The 19243-nt window shown below is 73.9% G+C and carries 16 protein-coding genes; 5 read left to right on the top strand and 11 right to left on the bottom strand.

The window, feature by feature from the left end; all coding sequences use genetic code 11:
- Positions 1-37 precede the first annotated feature (37 nt).
- From PV410_RS22720 to PV410_RS22710, 3 genes are read right to left on the bottom strand one after another with little or no spacing between them, the layout of a single operon-like run.
- Positions 38-1189, bottom strand: a complete 1152-nt coding sequence (locus PV410_RS22720; RefSeq protein ID WP_500327212.1) for an acyltransferase family protein — start codon at positions 1187-1189, stop codon at positions 38-40.
- Positions 1186-3360 (bottom strand): bifunctional polysaccharide deacetylase/glycosyltransferase family 2 protein, encoded by a 2175-nt coding sequence (locus PV410_RS22715; protein WP_500327211.1) that lies wholly within the window; start codon positions 3358-3360, stop codon positions 1186-1188. Before PV410_RS22715 ends, PV410_RS22720 begins: the two co-directional genes overlap by 4 nt.
- Before the next feature lie 6 nt (positions 3361-3366).
- A complete protein-coding gene (locus tag PV410_RS22710) occupies positions 3367-3804 on the bottom strand; it encodes a hypothetical protein (RefSeq protein ID WP_500327209.1) in 438 nt (145 codons plus the stop codon).
- A 295-nt stretch (positions 3805-4099) separates the two neighbouring features.
- Here PV410_RS22710 and PV410_RS22705 point away from each other — a divergent pair, with 295 nt between their 5' ends.
- On the top strand, positions 4100-5137 hold the full coding sequence (locus PV410_RS22705) for a chitinase (RefSeq protein ID WP_500327208.1): 1038 nt from the start codon (positions 4100-4102) through the stop codon (positions 5135-5137).
- Here PV410_RS22705 and PV410_RS22700 read toward each other — a convergent pair.
- Both PV410_RS22700 and PV410_RS22695 read right to left on the bottom strand, forming a co-directional pair.
- Positions 5102-5881: an MHYT domain-containing protein gene (locus PV410_RS22700; RefSeq protein WP_500327413.1), complete on the bottom strand. Its 780-nt coding sequence runs from the start codon at positions 5879-5881 to the stop codon at positions 5102-5104. The genes PV410_RS22705 and PV410_RS22700 overlap by 36 nt on opposite strands.
- A gap of 176 nt (positions 5882-6057) precedes the next feature.
- Positions 6058-6996 (bottom strand): hypothetical protein, encoded by a 939-nt coding sequence (locus PV410_RS22695; RefSeq protein ID WP_500327206.1) that lies wholly within the window; start codon positions 6994-6996, stop codon positions 6058-6060.
- Between the two features lie 186 nt (positions 6997-7182).
- On the opposite strand from PV410_RS22695, the gene PV410_RS22690 reads away from it, so the two are divergent.
- Together PV410_RS22690 and PV410_RS22685 are read left to right on the top strand one after the other, a co-directional pair.
- Positions 7183-7761 carry a methylated-DNA--[protein]-cysteine S-methyltransferase gene (locus tag PV410_RS22690; protein ID WP_500327205.1) on the top strand — a complete coding sequence of 193 codons (579 nt, stop codon included), beginning with the start codon at positions 7183-7185 and terminating at the stop codon, positions 7759-7761.
- A gap of 66 nt (positions 7762-7827) precedes the next feature.
- Positions 7828-8658 carry an N-formylglutamate amidohydrolase gene (locus PV410_RS22685; RefSeq protein ID WP_500327203.1) on the top strand — a complete coding sequence of 277 codons (831 nt, stop codon included), beginning with the start codon at positions 7828-7830 and terminating at the stop codon, positions 8656-8658.
- Here PV410_RS22685 and PV410_RS22680 read toward each other — a convergent pair.
- The 6 genes from PV410_RS22680 to rpsA all read right to left on the bottom strand — a co-directional run bounded on the left by PV410_RS22680 (position 8651) and on the right by rpsA (position 16599).
- Entirely contained in the window at positions 8651-11755 is a 3105-nt protein-coding gene (locus PV410_RS22680; RefSeq protein ID WP_500327411.1) for an alpha-N-acetylglucosaminidase, read from the bottom strand. The genes PV410_RS22685 and PV410_RS22680 overlap by 8 nt on opposite strands.
- Before the next feature lie 147 nt (positions 11756-11902).
- Entirely contained in the window at positions 11903-12271 is a 369-nt protein-coding gene (locus PV410_RS22675; protein WP_500327202.1) for a tetratricopeptide repeat protein, read from the bottom strand.
- A 92-nt stretch (positions 12272-12363) separates the two neighbouring features.
- Complete coding sequence (locus PV410_RS22670) at positions 12364-13308, bottom strand: slipin family protein (RefSeq protein WP_500327201.1); 945 nt, start codon at positions 13306-13308, stop codon at positions 12364-12366.
- Positions 13309-13376: 68 nt separating this feature from the next.
- Positions 13377-13979: a dephospho-CoA kinase gene (gene coaE / locus PV410_RS22665; RefSeq protein ID WP_500327199.1), complete on the bottom strand. Its 603-nt coding sequence runs from the start codon at positions 13977-13979 to the stop codon at positions 13377-13379.
- A gap of 41 nt (positions 13980-14020) precedes the next feature.
- Positions 14021-14956: a PAC2 family protein gene (locus PV410_RS22660; protein WP_500327198.1), complete on the bottom strand. Its 936-nt coding sequence runs from the start codon at positions 14954-14956 to the stop codon at positions 14021-14023.
- 146 nt (positions 14957-15102) lie between these two features.
- On the bottom strand, positions 15103-16599 hold the full coding sequence (rpsA, locus tag PV410_RS22655) for a 30S ribosomal protein S1 (RefSeq protein WP_499511262.1): 1497 nt from the start codon (positions 16597-16599) through the stop codon (positions 15103-15105).
- Positions 16600-16902: 303 nt separating this feature from the next.
- Between rpsA and PV410_RS22650 the strand changes: the two genes are divergently transcribed.
- Together PV410_RS22650 and PV410_RS22645 are read left to right on the top strand one after the other, a co-directional pair.
- Positions 16903-17736, top strand: a complete 834-nt coding sequence (locus PV410_RS22650) for a class I SAM-dependent methyltransferase (RefSeq protein WP_500327197.1) — start codon at positions 16903-16905, stop codon at positions 17734-17736.
- Positions 17640-19243: helicase-related protein (locus tag PV410_RS22645; RefSeq protein WP_500327196.1), on the top strand; the 1604-nt coding region annotated here is incomplete at its 3' end. The genes PV410_RS22650 and PV410_RS22645, both read left to right, overlap by 97 nt.

Raw genomic sequence — 19243 nt, 5'->3', positions numbered from 1 at the left:
CGACCCCCCACCGACAACCGGTCCCGACCGGCCCGGGTCAGGGCAGGAGCCGGGGCCGGCGCCCCGCGGCGAGGTCCTCCACCCGGCCCAGGAGGAGCACCGCCACCGCGATCAGCACCCAGGCCACCGCGAACTGGAACCAGGTGCTGTCCAGCGGCAGCGACAGCTCGAGGAGCCTGACCCGCCACATCAGGTCGATCAGGGGGACGCTGAGCATGAGGGCGACCTCGTGCCACAGGTAGACGGTCACGGCCCGCGCGCTGACGATCCGCGCCGCCCGGTCCAGCGTCCGGAGCCGCCCGGCCGGGCCCGCGCCCGGCCGGAAGCGCAGCAGGAGCAGGACGAAACCGGCCGACCACAGGGCCTGGGCGAGCGGGATCTCGTTGAGGTCGTACGAGCCGTCCGCACGGTGGGACCAGGCCCACCAGGCGCCGGCCGCCATGGCGACGGCGGCCAGGACCGGCACCAGGCCCGCCCGCGCGCGGTCCAGCAGTCCGTCGTGGTGGGCGAAGCCGAGCAGCCAGCAGGTGAGGAAGGCCGCCAGATCGGTGACGGCGCTGCCGGCCCCGCCCTCCGGCAGGCTCCAGGGCGTCTGCAGGAGCACGACCGGGGCGAGGGAGGCGACGAGCACCGCGGTGGGTGACCGCCGGAACACGCGCAGCAGCAGCGGCGAGAGCAGGACGAACCACAGGTAGGCGCGCACGTACCACAGCACCCCCGTGGCCTGTTCGGCCCAGGCGCTGCCCGGCGGGTCCGCCAGCGGCACCACCCACCACAGCAGCCGCGCCCACCAGCGTGCCGCGTGGTGCCCACCGGGCGACCAGCCGTGGAGCAGCATCGCCGGGACCAGGACGGCGCCGAGGCACCACAGCGGCGGCAGGAGCCTGCGCAGCCGCCGCCGCACCACCGGCAGCGCGGGCCGCTTCTCCAGCGACCGCGCCATGAACGAGCCCGCGAGGGCGAACATCACGCCGAGGGAGGGGAAGACCAGGCTCAGCCACGCCCAGCCGAACGTGTGGTACGTCACGACGCGGACGAGCGCCAGGGCGCGCAGCAGGTCCAGGTACCGGTCGCGGGCGCCCGGGGCAGTGGTGGCGGCAGTGGCGAGCGCCCGCGCGCCGCGGCGGGCGGCGTGCCGGCCGGAGGTCCCGGGCCGGGGCAGGGGCAGGGAGGCGCCGGACGCGGTCACCGGGCGGCTCCCGCGGACGCCCGCGGGGAGTTGACCTCGCCGGTGCGCTCGAGCTTCTGCCAGCGCAGCCGGCCGCCGGTCATGGCCGTGACGCAGGAGTGGATCAGGACGAGGTACATCAGCTGCCGGTAGACGATCTGCTGCAGCGGCAGCATCAGCAGGTGGCGGTAGTGCTCGCGGTCCAGGCGGAAGGCGTAGGCCGCGCACAGCAGCTGCACGGACATCAGCGCGGCCCAGGCGAGGAGCGACCTGACCGGTGCGACGAAGACGGCGCCGTAGACGGTCAGGAGGTCGATCAGCGGCGCGAAGAGGGGCGTGACGATCTGGAAGAGCACGACCAGCGGCATGCCGACCCGGCCGAAGCGCCCCGAGGGCCCGCGGTCCACCAGGGAGCGCCGGTGCTTCCACAGCGCCTGCATGGTGCCGTAGCTCCAGCGGTACCGCTGCCGCCACAACTGGCCGATGCTGCCCGGTGCCTCGGTCCAGGCGCGGGCGTGCTCGGCGTACACCACGCGCCAGCCCGCGCGGTGCAGCGCGATGGTGACGTCGGTGTCCTCGGCGAGGGTGTCCCCGCTCATGCCCCCGGCCTCGAGCAGCGCGGCGCGGCGGAAGCCGCCGACGGCTCCCGGGACGGTCGGCATGCAGCCGAGCAGGTCGTACATGCGCCGGTCGAGGTTGAAGCCCATCACGTACTCGATGTGCTGCCAGGCCCCGATCACCGTGCCGCGGTTGCCGACCTTGGCGTTGCCCGCGACGGCGCCGACCCGCGGATCGGCGAAGGGCTGCACGAGCCGGTGCACGGTGCCGGGCTCGAAGACGGTGTCGCCGTCCATCATCACGACGAGGTCGTGACGGGCGTACTCCAGGCCGCGGTTGAGCGCGGCGGGCTTGCCCGCGTTCTCCTGGCGCACGACGCGCACCTGGGGCAGGCCCATCGCCTCGACGATGCCGGCGGTGCCGTCGGTCGAGCCGTCGTCCACGACGACGATCTCCACCGGGTGGGTGCTCGCCGCGAGCGAGCCGACGGTGTTGGCGATGCACTCCTTCTCGTTGTAGGCGGGCACGATGACGCTGACCGGTTCGGTGACCGCGGGCCCCCAGCTGAAGCGGCGGCGGCCGCGGATCCTGGCGTGGCGGCGGGCGAGGACGAGCATCAGGGCGAAGCGGGCCAGGACGGCGACGCCGACCACGACGAGCAGCCAGAACAGGACGGGCATGGTGAACTCGGCCAGCGCCACGACCCCGATCAGGGCGCGCCCCTGCCACAACTCGGCGCCGCTCGCCCGGTGGTTGGCGGTCGTGGCGCCCAGGCTCGCGGTGAGCGTCGTGAAGGTGTAGCCCTTCGCCTTCATGGTGTCGATGTACGTGCCGAGCGCCTCCACGGTCTGGGAGCGGTCGCCGCCGGCGTCGTGGAAGAGCACGGAGGCGCCCTTGCCGCCCCTGGGGGTGGCGTCACGGACGATGGCGGCGGCACCGGGGCGCCGCCAGTCCTCGCTGTCGGTGTCGACGAAGGCGCTGATGTAGCCCTTGGTGCCGAGGTAGCGGTAGACGGGCCACGTGGTGTCGTCGACGGCATCGGGCTCGGAGGAGTACGGGGCGCGGAAGAGCGAGGTCGTGATGCCCGCGGCGCCCGCGAGCGCCAGCTGGGTCTGGGCGAGTTCCCGGTCGATCCTGGCCCTGTCCTGGTACGCCAGGTCGACGTGGGAGAAGGTGTGGACGCCGATCTCGCCGCCGGAGTCGACGATGTCGCGGATGAGCGCGGGGTACCGGGCGGCCATCTGGCCGACGACGAAAAAGGTGCCCGGCACGTCGTGCTCGCGCAGCACCGCGAGCACCTTCGCGGTCCACCGGGGGTCCGGGCCGTCGTCGAAGGTGAGCGCGATCGTCCGGGGCGGCAGGGTGTGGCTGACGGGCTCGCCGTCGGCGCCGAAGGTCAGCACGGGGCCGCCCCCGAGGACGGAGGCGGGCACCTGGCTCGCGCTCCCGGACTCGTGGACGCGGCTGTCGTTGCCGATCTCCGAGTGCAGGTAGCCGTCCAGCAGCATCACGCACACGAGCGCGAACAGCCCCAGCACGGCCATGACCACGCGAGGTCTGGGCACGGCCTGCCGGCCGGCCGACGCCACCTTGGTGATCGCACCGGGTGCCGCGTGCCGGGCCGTCCGCGCCATGGCCGCTCAGTCGTCCCAGCCGTCGCCGGGCACCGGGTCGCCGCCGGCGTCGCCCGGGGGGAAGGCGGGGGTGTCCGGCCCGGCTGTCACGGGCACGGAGGCGGACGGCGAGGCGGTGGCCGTGGGGGTGCGCGCGGACGTGGGCCGCGGGGAGGCGCTCGCCGTCGCGGTGGCCCCGGGGCCGGCGGAGGGGGTCGCCGAGGCCGTGGCGCGGCGCCCGGTGGCGGAGGGGGTGACCTCGGCGGCTGCGACGACGGTGGGCGCGGCGGCGGGGCCCCGGGCCACCGGGGCGGGGGCGTGGGCGGCGGCCGGGGCGCTCGCGACGCGTTCCGCGGTACCCCCGGTTCTTCCACCCGCCTCGGCCTGCGCCGACGCGCCCTCGGGGACGTCGGCGCCCGGAATCAGGGTCTGGGGCGCGAAAGGGGTGCCGCCCGCAAAAGCCACCCCCAGCAGGACGGCATATCCCGCGCAGGCGATCCCGACGGCCAGTCCGGCGCGCCGGATAATGCGCGCCCGGCGGCCCGACGCATCGACGAATACGGGCCCTTCCTCCGTGGACCGCCCACGGGGACACGCCCGTCGGGAGAGGGAATGCATGGGCGGAATGCTAGCAGTAATTTCTCTCCATGAATTCCACGGATTCACTTCCGCATTAATCCCACGAATGACCCGAGACCCCGATTTACTCAATTCCAGGAAATCGTGATCCGGAATTCCCGGGGCAGATAGTCTCTCCGTCATGAAGAGCCGCACGGCACAGCTGATCACCGGACTCGTGGCGGTCGCCGTCGCCGCCACGACCGCCTCCCTCCTCACCGGCACGGAGCCCGCCGGCTCCCCGGCGCGCCACGCGCCCGGGGGGAGGGAACCGGTGGCCGAGGTGGCCTTCACCCCCTACGTGGACGCCTCGCGTTCCACCGCGTACGACATGGCGGACGCCGCCCGCAGGACCGGGGCCGACGGTTTCACCCTCGGGTTCGTGACCGCGCGCGGTGGCTGCGCCCCGACCTGGGACGGGCGTGACGGCATCGCCCACGGCGACCTGGCGGACCGGATCGCCGCGCTGCGGGCCGCCGACCTCGACGTACGGGTCTCGTTCGGCGGCGCCGACGGCACGGAACTCGCCGGCGCCTGCGACGACGTGGACGAACTCGTTTCCGCCTACGCCGATGTGATCGGGCGTTACCGGCTGACCGGGGTCGACTTCGACGTCGAGGGCGACGACCTCGCGGACACCGCCGCCGGCACCCGCCGGGCGCGCGCGGTCGCCCGGCTCCAGCAGGAGGCCGAGCGGGAAGGCCGGACGCTGTCGGTCTCCTTCACGCTGCCCGTGATGCCGTCCGGGCTGACCGCCGAGGCCGCCGCGCTGCTCGCGGACGCCCGGCGCCAAGGGGTGCGCGTCGACGCGGTCAACATCATGGCGATGGACTACGGGGAGACGTACACCGGCGACATGGGCCGGTACGCGGTCCAGGCGGCCACCGCTGCGCACCGGCAGCTCAAGGCGCTGCTGGGCCTGCCGGACGCCGCGGCGTGGCGGACCCTCTCGGTGACCCCGATGATCGGGGAGAACGACATCCAGGGCGAGGTGTTCACCCTGCGGGACGCGGCCACGCTGGCCGCCTTCGCCCGTGACAAGCGGCTGGGCGGCCTGTCCATGTGGTCGGCCGACCGGGACCGGCCCTGCGAGGACGACACCAAGGAGACGGCCCCGGCCCGGTGCAGCGGGGTCGACCAGCCGTCACTGGCGTTCGCGCGGGCGCTCGCGGATGCGTGAGGGCCGGGCGGCGTGCGAGGAGCGGGCCGCCCGCGGGGAACGGCGGCCGCGGCCGGCCGCGGGCTCGGGCTCGAAGTCGCCGACGGGCGGGTCCAGCGCCACGACGACCCCCGCGAGGAAGAGGAAGACGACCGGCCCGATCAGCACCGGGGCGAGGAACGCGGCCGGTCCCGCCCCGCTCGTTCCCTCCCGCGCGCCGCTGTGCAGGTGCACCGTCAGCGCGGCCATGCCGATGTAGTGCATGGCGGTGACGGCGAAGCCCAGGACGAGGCTGGCGAGCACGCCGCCGTACGGGCGCCGGACGGAGACCGCCGACCACAGGGCGACGGTGGCGGCCAGGACGGCGACGCCGACCGACAGCAGCACCGTGGCCCGCGTGTACTCCAGGTCGCCGCGCAGCCGCATCCCCCGCATGCCCATGTAGTGCATGGTGGCGATGCCGAGTCCCGTGACGCAGCCGCCGGCCAGTACGGCGGGGAGCGTGCGGCCCACGAACCCGACGAGGAACACCCCGAGAGCGACGACCACGACGGCGACCAGCAGGCTCTCGAAGGTGACGAGCGTGTCGTAGGTGATCCGCACCTCGCCGACGGTGAAGCCCATCATGGCGATGAAGTGCATGGTCCAGATGCCGGAGCCGATGGCCGCCGAACCCAGCGCGAGCCAGCCGACCCGTCGCGAGGGGTGCATGGCAAGGGCCCGGGTCGTGCAGCGCAGCCCGAGGGCGGCACCCAAGCAGGCCATCAGGAAACCCGCGAGAGGGGTCGCCCATCCGTAGGTGAAGCCATTGACCGTTCCGTACGTGCCGCTCACGGCACCCTCCCCTTGCCGCCCCGGTCCCCGTGCTGACACACGCTAGGCTCGCCGGCCCGCCCCGCGCGGCCGCCTCATGGCGACTTCATCGCGCGGACACCCGTACGTCACATCGCCCCGGGCAGTGCCGTGATGCGGTCCAGCGGCCCGTACGGTCCGGCCGCGAGCGCGGTGCGCAGGGCGGCGACGACCTCGGCGGGGCTGCGGGTGAACGCGGCGGGCGCGACCCGCAGCACGCGCAGGCCCAGCGACTCCAGTCGGCCGCGCCCGGTCCCCGGGCCGAGGTCCAGGACGAGGCCGTCGCGCACCCAGTACGCGTCGGGCGAGGCCAGGAAGGCGCCGTCGAACTGGAGCGTGGGACGCCACAGCGGCTGCCTGAGTCCCGACCGGGCCACCAGGGCGCGGGCCATGGGCCCGGCGGAGGCGGCGCGCGGACCGGGATCCATGGCGTCGAGCAGGGCGGCCACGGCGGGGCGCCGGGCGAGCACCGCGCCACCCAGTTCCGCGGCGAGCGCTGGAGCGGGCACGCCGAGCGCTATGACCAGTTCGCGGACGACGTCCAGGGCCCACTCGGGGTCGATGGACTCCCGTACGCCGTCGGCCGCCGCCCGGGCCACCGGGGCCACGGGCACACCGTCCACGGTGTCGGCCACGGGGAGCCCGCGGCCGTGGTGGACCCGCACCCAGGTGTGCGTGCGGATGCGGCGCTCGCTCGGGACGAGCACGTCCACCACCGGGAGCCCGCAGGGCGGCGCGGCCACGGCGACGCCGTGCAGGGCCAGCCCCGCCACGCCGGTGATCATGGCCGGGACCTGCGGGTACCCGGCGAAGGCCAGGGCAGCCCTGGACCGCTGCGCGGCGGTGAGCGGACCGGGCTGGAGGACGACCACCCGGGGCAGCGGCCGCTGCCACCGGCCGCCGGGGCGGCACCACTCCCGCAGCCTGCTCTGCGGCACGCCCACGGCGGCGAGTTGGGCGACGGTGGCGACCCGGTCCTGTTCACGGGCGAGCCGGCGGACGGCCGGGGTGAAGTCGTTTCGCGTCATGCGCGCCCCATCCCCCCTCGTAACCGGTCGACCACCGCTTGTGACAGACCTGTCGAGAACGGCCACCCTCCCGGGTGGCGGGGCGTGCGGCCGGTTGCCGTGGCCGTCCCGGGCCCCGGTGGGACCCCTCTCCGGCGGGACCCCGGCCGGGACCGGCTGTCAGTGCCCCGTCCTACGCTGGGGAGCGTGACGCAACCACGGACCCCTTCCGCCGAGGTCGCCTGGTCGGTGCTGGAGGCACCGGTCGGGCCGCTGCTGCTCGCCGCGACCGGGCAGGGCCTGGTCCACGTCGCCTTCCGGACCGGGGAGGAGCAGGCGCCCGCCGTGCTGGAGCGGATCTGCTCCCGGCTGGGCGCCGCGCCCGCCCGCAGGCCCGGGCCCGCGAGCGCCGCGGGGGCCCGGCTGGACGAGGCGATACGCCAGGTGGAGGCGTACTTCGCCGGGACGCGTCAGACCTTCGACCTCGACCTCGACTGGTCCCTGACGACCGGCTTCAACCGCCGTGTGCTGCGCGAGCTGTCGGCCGGCGTCCCGTTCGGCAGTGTGGTCGGTTACCAGGACCTCGCCAAGCGGGTCGGAGAGCCGGGCGCCGCCCGGGCCGTCGGGGTGGCCATGGGCGCCAACCCGCTGCCCGTCGTCGTCCCGTGCCACCGGGTCCTGGAGAGCGACGGAGGCATCGGCGGCTTCGGCGGGGGCCTGCGCATGCTCGACATCAAGCGCGCGTTGCTGGCCCTGGAGGGCATCCTGCCGGAGCCGCTGTTCTGACGGTTCCTCAACACCGCCGTGCTGGACGGCAGGTCACACCGGCGGGGGCCGGGGAGGGGTGGAGAAATGGACGAATCGACTTTCCGCATCACCGAGGGCGCGCCGGACTCGCCGGTGCTCCTCCACGTCCCGCACAGCGCCCGCGCCGTGCCCGGGCACGTCCGTGAGCGCATCCTCCTGGACGACGCCGGACTGGCGGCCGAGCTCGACCACATGACGGACTCGTACACCGACCTGATCGCGGCGCGCGCCGCCGGACGGACGCGGGCGTGGCGGTTCACCAACCGGCTGTCGCGGCTGGTCGTCGACCCCGAGCGGTTCCCGGACGAGCGGGAGGAGATGCGGGCCGTCGGCATGGGCGCCGTCTACACCCGCACCTCGCACGGGGCGCCGCTGCGCGAGCCCGACCCCCGGCACGAACGGGCCCTGCTGGACGCCTACTTCGAGCCGTACGCGGCCGCCATGACGGCGGCCGTGCAGGACCGGCTGGAGGCCACCGGGCGAGCGGTCGTCATCGACGTGCACTCCTACCCCGGCGCGCCGCTCCCCTACGAGCTGCACGGCGACGGGCCCCGGCCCGCCGTCTGCCTGGGCACCGACGCCTTCCACACCCCGGGCTGGCTGCTGGACGCCGCCCGCGAGGCCTTCGCGCCGTGCGGCGAGGTCGGTCTCGACTCGCCGTTCGCCGGCACCTATGTGCCGTTGAAGCACTACGGCGAGGTCCGCGAGGTCTCGGCGCTGATGGTCGAGATCCGCAGGGACGGGTACATGAGCGAGCCCGGTGGTGCCCCCGGCGAGGGACTGGACCGGTTCGGTGACGCCCTGGCCGCCCTCGTCGCCGCCGTGGGCAGGGGCGGCGCAACCGGCGGTGGCAGCGGAACCGGCGGCCTCAGGTGACGCGGAAGCCCGTGAACTCCACCAGGCCGTGGTCGCCCGTGCCACCGTTCCCCGCGGTCATGAAGAGCCCCACGTCCTGGGTCCGGGCCGCCGCCGGAACGGTCACGGTCGCGACCTTCCGCCACGTCGTCCCGTCGTCGGTGCTGCACTCCCCCGTGTACGCGCGGCCCCTGCGGCGCAGCCTCAGCAGCACCGGGGCCCGCACACCGGCGAGCCGCCGGTAGCGGTTCAGCCGGCCGTCGCCGTCGGAGTCGTACGACAGCGTCACCCCGTGCCCGGGGCTCACCGCCAGGTTCAGGAAGCCCGGGGCGGCCGGGTCGTCGAGGTCGTCGCGGACGACGATGCCGGCCCGCGCCCATGCGGCGGTCTCGGCCTGGCTGTCGACCCGGGTGGTGACCGACCCGCCGTCGCGCAGCGCGCCGGACCGCAGGACCGCCGCGAACTCGGCCGTTCCCTTCCACAGGTCGCGCCCGGCGCCGTCGATGGCGAAGCGGTCGCCGAGCTGCCCGAACACCGCTCCGGTGCCGTTGACGGTCCGGTACGCACGGTCCAGCGGGCCCGCGACGTACAGGTCCCCCGTGGCCACCGCGGGCACCCGCGCGCCGCCGGGCACCGGCTCGTACGCGGCCCGCGCCTCGTACCGCAGCGGCGACAGCGGCCGCTTGGGGCGGGCCTCGGGCGCGGTGACGTGCCAGGTCGCACGGCCGGTGCCACCGGCCGCCACGCGCGGCAGCGACAGCGCCCCGCGCGGTGCGGCCCGCACCCCGTCCGTGGTCAGGGAGAAGCCGACCGTGCCGGTGGGGGCGAGCCCGTTGGTGTTGGCGAACTCCGCGGTGACCACGGCCCGGCCGCCCGGCACCAGCGTCACCGGGTCCGCGGTCACGGTCAGCGTGCCCTGGTAGGGGGCCGCGGCAAGGATCTCGTAGGCCCGCCGGGCGAGCGTGTGCGCATCGCCGGTGGGCCGGGTGGGGTAGCGCCTGGCGCGCTTCGTCCAGGGCTCCTCGGCGCGGTACCAGTCGACGGCCCGCGGGGTGCGGCGGGTGGTGAGGGCCGCCGCGCACTCGTCCAGGAAGGTCCGCCAGCGCGGCAGGTAGAAGTCCGCGACCAGCCCGTTCCAGTCACGGTTGGCGTACTCGTGCAGCGACACCGACGTCGCGCGCCCGCCCCAGGTGGTGGTCAGCACCCGGGCGGTGCGCTCGAGTTCGGCGCGCTGCGCGTCCGCCCCGCCCCAGGCCCGGGCCTCCGCGAGCCAGGGGCCGAGCAGGAAGGCCCGGTGGCCGCCCGCGACCTCGTCGGCCAGCCGCATCAGCCGCAGCCAGAGCTCGGACAGCTGGCGGAAGACCGCCGCGTCGCCGCGCGCGAACGCTGCGCGCAGTTGCGGCAGGAGCTGCCGGCTGCGGTTGGCGACGGCCTGCCGGGCGACGTCGGTCAGGTCGTAGCGGTAGGCGTCGCGGCCGCGTGCCCCTGCGGACACCGCCAGCAGCGCGGCGAACGCCGCGTCGAAGGCGGCGGGATCGTAGGTAAGAGCGTTCGGCGCGTACACGCTGCTGGAGTCGGCCGTCAGCGAGGGACGGGCGGTGAAGAGGCTGTCGTGGGCGTCGGCGCGCTCCAGCGCGTCGTGCCGGTAGGCGGTGCGGCGCAGCGCCTGCCAGGCGACGCGTGCCTGGCCGTCCTCGGTGCCGTAACGGGTCCGCGCGTAGGTGTCGAACCAGGTCGGCAGGTCCACCCGCTGCTCGTGCCAGGGCAGTTCGCAGAACAGCTCGAAGGCTGCCGGGTCGCGTTCGGCGGCCTCCGGGAGGTAGCAGGTGCCGGCCAGGGCGCTGCCGGGCTTGTCCCGCCAGCTGAAGAAGCGGTCCGCCCACACGTGGGTCTTGGCGCCGATCGTCGTCCGGCCGCCGAAGTTGGGGATGGAGCCGAAGGCGTACGGGGTGCCCGCCCAGTCCCGCTCGCGGTCGGTGACCGAGGCGAACCGGTCGGAGACGCCGTCCACGACGAGCGTCCGCTCCTTGTCGACCGCTTCCAGCAGGTCGGCCCGCGGGTTCTTCTCCCAGCCGAGGATCACCCAGGTGGCGCGGGGGTGCGCCGCGCGCAGCGCCGCCTGGACGCCGCGGGCGGCCGCGGCCACGGGGACCCCGCCCGCGGTGCCGCCCTCGTGGAGCAGGTCCATCTTGAAGTACGCGGCCTCGCCGAACAGCTGCTTCTGGTGGCGGTAGAAGGAGGCGGCCACCGCGGCGAATGCGCCGGTGCGCGGGTCGAGCCAGTCCGGGCGGGCGAAGCCGTGCCAGGTGCCCTGCGGGACGACGTGCGCCCCGGGGTTGCGGCCGGCGAAGCCGTCCGGGACGGTGCCGAAGTAGCCCGGCAGCACGGGGGCCATACCCAGTTCGCGCAGCCGCGCGGTGATCCTGCGGCCCAGCGCCGCGCGGGCGTCGACGATGCCCGCGGTCAACGGGCCGCCGTACCCGGAGAGGTTCTGCAGCAGCCACCACGGCTGGTGGGACGGGGCCGGCAGCCAGGCCAGGGCCTCCTTGTCGGAGTAGCCGAACTCGCGCAGCACGCGCCGGTACACGGCCTCCGCACCGGCCACCACCAGCACCTCGTTGCAGCCGTGCAGTGCCAGGACGTCGATGAAGCGCTCCCAGCGCGACCAGTCGGCGTAGGGGGCGGTGTACCCGTCGTTGGTGTCGTTGAGCACGAAGCGGTGCGGCACGGTGGCGCGGCGGGCGATGCCGCCCGGGGGTGGCGCCGGGAGCGTCGCGGGCAGGGCGTCCAGGCTGTCGCCCACCCAGGAGACGCCCACACCGCACACGTGCTTGAGGTACCAGCGCACGCCGCACAGCAGTGTGGCCGGGGACGTACCGGCCACCTCGATACGGCCCCGCGCACCCGCGATCCGGAAGCGGTCGGACCGTTCGCCGTCCTTGCCGCCGTTCCCCCGGCCCTGCGCGACCAACCGGAACTGCCCCGCGTGCCGTGGCAGCAGCCGGCCCAGCGCGGCGCGTGCGGGAGCGGTGTCGAAGGCAGCGGCCGTGGTCGCGCCCGCCGCCCCCGTCGCGAACACCGCGCCCGTCGCGGTCGCGGCGGCGGAACCCAGCAGCATCCGCCTGGTCACTCGAGTCACGGCCGGCTCCCGACAGTTGAGGCTGCGTCAGAACGCGTGCCCCGGAACGGTAACGGGAGTGACGATACGGATCAATGTGACGCGAGGGATGTTCGCCGTAAAAGCGGACGGACTACCCACCCTGGCTCACGCCGGACCAGGGAAGCGGGCCGCCTGCAGGTAGTCGGGCTTGGGGTCGAGCGCCGCCGCCAGCCGGAAGTGCCGCAGCGCCTCGTCGGAGCGGCCGGAACGCTCCAGGGTGCGGCCGAGGGCGAAGTGCGCGTACGCGTTGTCCGGCTCGCGCTCCAGGACGACCTGGAACTCCAGCTCGGCCGGGCGCAGCTGCGCGGACAGGAAGAAGGCCCGCGCGCGCAGCAGCCGCGCCGCGGTGTTCTCCGGGTGGGCGGCGATGACCGAGTCCAGCAGCTTCACCGCCCCACGGGCGTCGCGGACCGCCAGCAGCTGCTCGGCCGCACGGAAGTCGATGACGTGGTTCTCGGGGCTCTGCTCGGGCACAGCCGCCTCCTTCCCCGGGCGCTCAACAGCTCACAACTACCCAACATCACCATCCGCATATGCATTCCCCGGCGGAACACCCCGGTGGTCGCTCAGGCCTCCTCGTCGGCCGGGCGCCGTTCCGCCGGCACCGTGGGCCCCGCCGGGTCCTTCGGCGCCTCCAGGGCCGCCGGCGCCGCGCCGCCGACCTCGGCGACGGGCCGCGGCGGCTCCACAGCCGCGGCGGGGTCAGGTGCCGGGGCAGGAACAGGGGCCGGCTCGGCGGCCGGACGTTCGCCACCCGACGCCCGCTCGAAGAAGCGCAGCATCTCCACCGGGAACGGCATGACCAGCGTCGAGTTCTTCTCCGCGGCCACCTCCACGACCGTCTGCAGCAGGCGCAGCTGCATCGCCGCGGGCGTGCCGTCCATCGCGGCCGCGGCCTGCGCGAGCTTCTGCGAGGCCTGCAGTTCGCCGTCGGCGGTGATGATGCGCGCCCGGCGCTCGCGGTCTGCCTCGGCCTGCCGCGCCATCGACCGCTTCATCGACTCCGGCAGGGCCACGTCCTTGATCTCCACGCGGTCGATGTGGATGCCCCACCCGACGGCAGGCGTGGCCAGCATCAGCTCCAGGCCCTCGTTCATCGCCTCGCGCCCCGACAGCAGGTCGTCGAGCTCGCTCTTGCCGATCACCGAGCGCAGCGAGGTCTGGGCCACCTGCAACATCGCGAACTGGTAGTTCTGCACGTCCACCGTGGCCTTGACCGGGTCGATGACCCGGAAGTACAGCACGGCGTCCACCCGGACCGAGACGTTGTCGCGGGTGATGCCCTCCTGCGAGGGCACCGGCATGGTCACCACCTGCATGTTGACCTTGGTCATCCGGTCCGCCAGCGGCACCAGCAGGCGCGGCCCGGGCTGCTTGGCCTGCGGCCGCACCCGCCCGAAGCGGTAGACCACGCCCCGCTCGTACTGCTTGATCACCCGGAAACTGCTCTTGAGACCACCCAGTCCCAGCACCACGACGGCGATCCCGATCGCTGCCGACACGGCTTCCATCCCAGCCCCCTCTGTCCGCGGTGGAGCGACGCTACTGCTCCACAGACGTCCACGGAGAGGATTCCGGATCAGCTCTTGACGATCTTTTGACGCAACTGCTCCCACACCTGCCGGACCTGGGGCTCCAGCGCCTCCAGCGGCCCGTCGTTGTCGATCACGACGTCGGCGACCGCCAGCCGCTGTTCCCGGGTGGCCTGGGCCGCCATCCGGGCCCGGGCGTCCTCCTCGGCCATGCCGCGCCGCCGCACCAGCCGGTCCAGCTGGGTCTCCGGTGCGGCGTCCACCACCACGACCACGTCGTACAGCGGTGCCAGGGCATTCTCCGCCAGCAGCGGCACGTCGTGCACGACAACCGCGTCCGGGCCGGCCGCCTGCTCCAGCGCCGCCGAACGGTCCCGGACCAGGGGGTGGACGATGGCGTTCAGCGCCCGCAGCCGCTCGGGGTCGGAGAAGACGATCGCGCCCAGCTTCGGCCGGTCGAGGGCGCCGCCCGCGGCCAGCACCCCCTCGCCGAACTCGGCGACCACCGCCGCCAGTCCGGGCGTGCCCGGCTCCACCACCTCGCGCGCGATCCGGTCGGCGTCGACCAGCACCGCCCCGTACGAGGCCAGCAGCCGCGACACCTCGCTCTTGCCCGCACCGATCCCGCCCGTCAACCCCACTTTGACCATGGCGCGAGACTACCGGTGCCCCCGCACACCCACGATCCGGGTCAGGAGCCGTCGTCCTCACGGTCGGCCAGGAAGCGCTCGAACTCCGCCGCAAGGTCGTCCGCCGACGGCAGCTCGACCGGCTCGGCGATCAGGTTCTGCCGGCTGCCGCCGCCCGCCAGCGCGTCGTACTGGTTCTCCAGGCCCTGCACCACCGCGACCAGCTCCGCGTCACCGTCGGCGACCTGCCGGTCGATCTCGGCGCGCACCGTGTGCGCCTCCATCCGCAGCGCGTGCGCCACCTGCGGAAGCACCAGTCCGGTGGCGGCCGTCAGCGTCTCCACCACCGTCAGCGCGGAGTCCGGGTAACCCGAACGCGCCAGGTAGTGGGGCACGTGCGCGGCCAGGCCCAGCACATCACGGCCCGCCTCCGCCAGCCGGAACTCGACCAGCGACTCCGCGCTGCCCGGCACCTGCGCCTCGTCGAACCAGCTGCGGTGCCCCGGCACCAGGTCCAGCCGGTTGCCGTGCGGCGTCAGCCCCACCGGGCGGGTGTGCGGCACGCCCATGGGGATGCCGTGGAAGTTGATCGCCAGCCGTACCCCCAGCCGCTCCACGACCTGCACCACCGCGGCGGCGAAACGCTCCCACTCGATGTCCGGCTCCTGGCCCGACAGCAGCAGGAACGGGCTGCCCGTACTGTCGCGGACCAGCCGCAACGCGATCTCCGGCGCGTCGTACGCCGTCCAGCGGTCCCGCTTGAAGGTCATCAGCGGACGGCGCGCGCGGTAGTCCACCAGGCGGTCCGCGTCGAAACGCGCCACCACCTGGTGCTCCTGCCGCTCCAGCAACTCCTCGACGACCTGCCCGCCGGTCTCCCCGGCGTCGATGTACCCGTCGAAGTGGTACAGCAGCACGGGTCCGGTCTCACCGAACGCCTCGTCGACCGCCTCTGCCCCGCCCGGCTCGTATGCGTACAGCCCCTGCGGATCCAGCACTGCGCACCCTTCCCTCGGTCTTCTCAACTCTCGGTGCAACGGACCGCACAGCCCGCGCATTCCCACCGGACCCCGCAACGCGGAAGGACCCGCCCTCCAACAGGAGAGCGGGTCCTTCCGTGGTGCGTGGGCGACACGCCCTGCGATCAGCTCTGGCCGCCGGCCAGCTTCTCGCGGAGCGCGGCCAGCGCCTCGTCCGAGGCGAGCGCGCCGGACTGGTCGCCGGACTCCGAGGAGTACGAGCCACCGGTCGGACCGGCCGGAGCCGCCTCGCCGGCCGCGGCCGCAGCCTCGGCGTCGGCCTCGCGGGACTTGATGACCTGGGCCTGGTGCTGCTCGAAGCGGGACTGCGCCTCGGCGTACTGGTGCTCCCACGCCTCGCGCTGGGTCTCGTAGCCCTCGAGCCAGTCGTTGGCCTCGGGGTCGAAGCCCTCGGGGTAGATGTAGTTGCCCTGGTCGTCGTAGGACGCGGCCATGCCGTACAGGGTCGGGTCGAACTCGACCGAGGCCGGGTCGGCACCGAAGGACTCGTTGGCCTGCTTCAGCGAGAGGCTGATGCGACGGCGCTCGAGGTCGATGTCGATGACCTTGACGAAGATCTCGTCGTTGACCTGGACGACCTGCTCCGGGATCTCCACGTGGCGCTCGGCCAGCTCGGAGATGTGGACCAGACCCTCGATGCCCTCGTCCACGCGGACGAACGCACCGAACGGCACCAGCTTCGTGACCTTGCCGGGCACGACCTGGCCGATCTGGTGGGTGCGGGCGAACTGCTGCCACGGGTCTTCCTGGGTCGCCTTCAGCGACAGGGAGACACGCTCACGGTCCATGTCGACGTCCAGGACCTCGACCGTGACCTCCTGGCCGACCTCGACGACCTCGGAGGGGTGGTCGATGTGCTTCCAGGACAGCTCCGACACGTGCACCAGGCCGTCCACGCCACCCAGGTCCACGAAGGCACCGAAGTTGACGATGGAGGAGACGACGCCGGAGCGCACCTGACCCTTCTGGAGGGTGGTGAGGAAGGTCTGACGGACCTCGCTCTGGGTCTGCTCCAGCCAGGCACGGCGGGACAGGACCACGTTGTTGCGGTTCTTGTCCAGCTCGATGATCTTGGCCTCGAGCTCCTTGCCGACGTACGGCTGGAGGTCGCGGACACGGCGCATCTCGACCAGCGAGGCGGGGAGGAAGCCACGGAGGCCGATGTCGAGGATGAGACCACCCTTGACGACCTCGATGACGGTACCGGTGACGATCCCGTCCTCTTCCTTGATCTTCTCGATCGTGCCCCAGGCACGCTCGTACTGAGCGCGCTTCTTGGACAGGATCAGACGGCCCTCCTTGTCCTCCTTCTGGAGGACCAGGGCCTCGATCTCGTCGCCCACGGCGACGACCTCGTTGGGGTCGACGTCGTGCTTGATCGAAAGCTCGCGCGAGGGGATGACACCCTCGGTCTTGTAACCGATGTCGAGCAGGACCTCGTCCCGGTCGACCTTCACGATGACGCCGTCGACGATGTCGCCGTCGTTGAAGTACTTGATCGTCTCGTCGATCGCGGCGAGGAAGGCTTCCTCGGAACCGATGTCGTTGACCGCCACCTGCGGGGTGGTACGAGGGGCCTGGGCCTCGGTGCTGCTCGTCATTAGGAAAAGGGCTCCGGTACGGACATGAAGTCGTAGGTACTGCTACGCCGTAAGCCCGTTTCGCTCCTGCCGATTCCGGACAGCCCAGAGGCCGAGAGGTTTACAACAGATGTGAGCGCAGCCTGCTCCGTCCGAGGCGCGCAGGCTCGCAGCGCAACTTGTAGCATACGGGGGCAGCCGGGCACGGTCAATGCACGAAGAGCGCACCACGGGCGTAACACCCCGTACCGGGCACTGGCACATAGACGTGTTGCGGCGGCACCGCAGCCACAGGTCACCACAGAGGGTACGACGACCAGCGCAATGATCCAAGCACCGGCCCCCCGGCCCTTCCCCGAAGAACCCGAGGCCACGCGCCGTGTCGCAGGCGCCACGGAGAGCAGCCGAGCCAACCGCGGATGGTGGGACCGCAACGCCGACGAGTACCAGAACGACCACGGAGAGTTCCTCGGCGACGGAGATTTCGTCTGGGGCCCGGAAGGAGCAACCGAGGACGAGCTCCACCTCCTCGGACCCGCCGCCGGACTCAAGGGCGCGTCCGTCCTGGAGATCGGCGCCGGCGCCGCCCAGTGCTCCCGCTGGCTCGCCGCGCACGGCGCCCGGCCCGTCGCCCTCGACCTCTCCCACCGCCAGCTCCAGCACGCCCGCCGCATCGACGACGGCCACAGCCCCTTCCCCCTCATCCAGGCCGACGCCGGCGCCCTCCCCTTCGCCGACGCCTCCTTCGACCACGCCTGCTCCGCCTACGGCGCCCTCCCCTTCATCGCCGACACCGCCCACGTCATGCGCGAGGTCCGGCGCGTCCTGCGCCCCGGCGGCCGCTGGGTCTTCTCCGTCACCCACCCCATCCGCTGGGCCTTCCCCGACGAACCCGGCCCCGACGGACTCACCGCCTCCGCCTCCTACTTCGACCGCACCCCCTACGTCGAACAGGACGAGAGCGGACACGCCGTCTACGTCGAACACCACCGCACCCTCGGCGACCGCGTCCGCGAACTCGCCGCCGCCGGCTTCCACCTCGTCGACCTCGTGGAACCCGAATGGCCCGCCTGGAACACCGCCGAATGGGGCGGCTGGTCCCCGCTGCGCGGCCGGATCATCCCCGGCACCGCGATCTTCGTCTGCGTCGCCCCGTGACCACCCCCCGCCCCGCGGGCCTGCGGCAGGACGCCCTCGCCGCCCTCCCGGTGCGCACCGCCCTGCCCGCCCTCCACGAGGCCCTCGACAGCCACGGCTGCGCCGTCCTGGCCGCCCCGCCCGGCACCGGCAAGACCACCCTCGTCCCGCTCGCCCTCGCCGGGCTCCTCGACGACGGCCGCCCCACCCGGACCGTCGTCGTCGCCGAACCACGCCGCATGGCCGCCAAGGCCGCCGCCCGCCGCATGGCCTGGCTCCTCGGCGAGGAGACCGGCGGACGGGTCGGACACACCGTGCGCGGCGACCGCAAGGTCTCCCCCGCCACCGTCGTCGAGGTCGTCACCACCGGCGTCCTCCTCCAGCGGCTCCAGCGCGACCAGGAACTCCCCGGCACCACCACCGTCCTCCTCGACGAGTGCCACGAACGCCACCTCGACGCCGACACCGCCATGGCCTTCCTGCTCGACGTGCGCGCCGCCCTCCGCCCCGACCTGCGCATCGTCGCCGCCTCCGCCACCACCGACGCCGACGCCTGGTCCCGGCTGCTCGGTCACGCACCCGTCGTTCACGCCGAGGGCCGCCTCCACCCCGTCACCGTCACCCACGCACCCCCGCCGCACGGCATACGGCCGCCGCACGGCATGCGCGTCGACCCCGCGTTCCTCGACCACGTCGCCGCCACCGTCCGCACCGCGCTGCGCACCACCGACGGCGACGTCCTCTGCTTCCTCCCCGGCACCGGCGAGATCGCCCGCGTCGCCGGGATGCTCGGCGACGCCGGCGCCGACGTCCTGCAACTCCACGGCCAGGCACCCGCCGCCGTCCAGGACGCCGTGCTCCGCGGCGGCGACGGTACCCGGCGCCGCGTCGTCCTCTCCACCTCCGTCGCCGAATCCAGCCTCACCGTCCCCGGCGTACGCGTCGTCGTCGACTCCGGCCTCGCCCGCGAACCCCGCACCGACCACGCCCGCGGACTCGGCTCCCTCACCACCGTCCGGGCCTCCCTCGCCACCGCTGCCCAGCGCGCCGGACGCGCCGGACGCGAAGCCCCCGGCACCGCCTACCGCTGCTGGAACGAGGCCGAGGACACCGCCCGGCCCCGCTTCCCCTCCCCCGAGATCGCCGTCGCCGACCTCACCCCCTTCGCCCTCCAGGCCGCCGCGTGGGGCGACCCCCACGCCACCGGGCTCGCCCTCCTCGATCCGCCCCCGCCCGGCGCCCTCACCGCCGCCCGCGACGTCCTCACCGCCATCGGAGCCCTCCGCCCCGACGGCCGCACCACCGACCGCGGCGACCGCATGGCCCGCATCGGCCTCCACCCCCGCCTCGCCCGCGCCCTCCTCGACGGCGCCCCCCGCACCGGCACCCGCCGCGCCGCCGACATCGTCGCCCTCCTGTCCGAACAGCCCCCGCGCGAACGCGGCGACGACCTCGCCGCCGCCTGGCGCACCACCCGCCGCGCCCACGACGCCCACGCCGACCGCTGGCGCCGCGAGGCCCGCCGCCT

Origin of the sequence: Streptomyces sp. PA03-5A (assembly GCF_033792725.1) — a bacterium.
Taxonomy (GTDB): Bacteria; Actinomycetota; Actinomycetes; order Streptomycetales; family Streptomycetaceae; genus Actinacidiphila.
This window is presented reverse-complemented; position numbering and strand designations above follow the sequence as displayed.

Bases quoted from the DNA above. Each gene is read 5' to 3' on its own strand.
- PV410_RS22715 (WP_500327211.1), bottom strand. From the start codon at position 3,360: ATGGCGCGGACGGCCCGGCACGCGGCACCCGGTGCGATCACCAAGGTG.
- PV410_RS22705 (WP_500327208.1), top strand. From the start codon at position 4,100: ATGAAGAGCCGCACGGCACAGCTGATCACCGGACTCGTGGCGGTCGCC.
- PV410_RS22700 (WP_500327413.1), bottom strand. From the start codon at position 5,881: ATGGCCTGCTTGGGTGCCGCCCTCGGGCTGCGCTGCACGACCCGGGCC.
- PV410_RS22695 (WP_500327206.1), bottom strand. From the start codon at position 6,996: ATGACGCGAAACGACTTCACCCCGGCCGTCCGCCGGCTCGCCCGTGAA.
- PV410_RS22685 (WP_500327203.1), top strand. From the start codon at position 7,828: ATGGACGAATCGACTTTCCGCATCACCGAGGGCGCGCCGGACTCGCCG.
- PV410_RS22680 (WP_500327411.1), bottom strand. From the start codon at position 11,755: ATGCTGCTGGGTTCCGCCGCCGCGACCGCGACGGGCGCGGTGTTCGCG.
- PV410_RS22670 (WP_500327201.1), bottom strand. From the start codon at position 13,308: ATGGAAGCCGTGTCGGCAGCGATCGGGATCGCCGTCGTGGTGCTGGGA.
- coaE (WP_500327199.1), bottom strand. From the start codon at position 13,979: ATGGTCAAAGTGGGGTTGACGGGCGGGATCGGTGCGGGCAAGAGCGAG.
- rpsA (WP_499511262.1), bottom strand. From the start codon at position 16,599: ATGACGAGCAGCACCGAGGCCCAGGCCCCTCGTACCACCCCGCAGGTG.
- PV410_RS22650 (WP_500327197.1), top strand. From the start codon at position 16,903: ATGATCCAAGCACCGGCCCCCCGGCCCTTCCCCGAAGAACCCGAGGCC.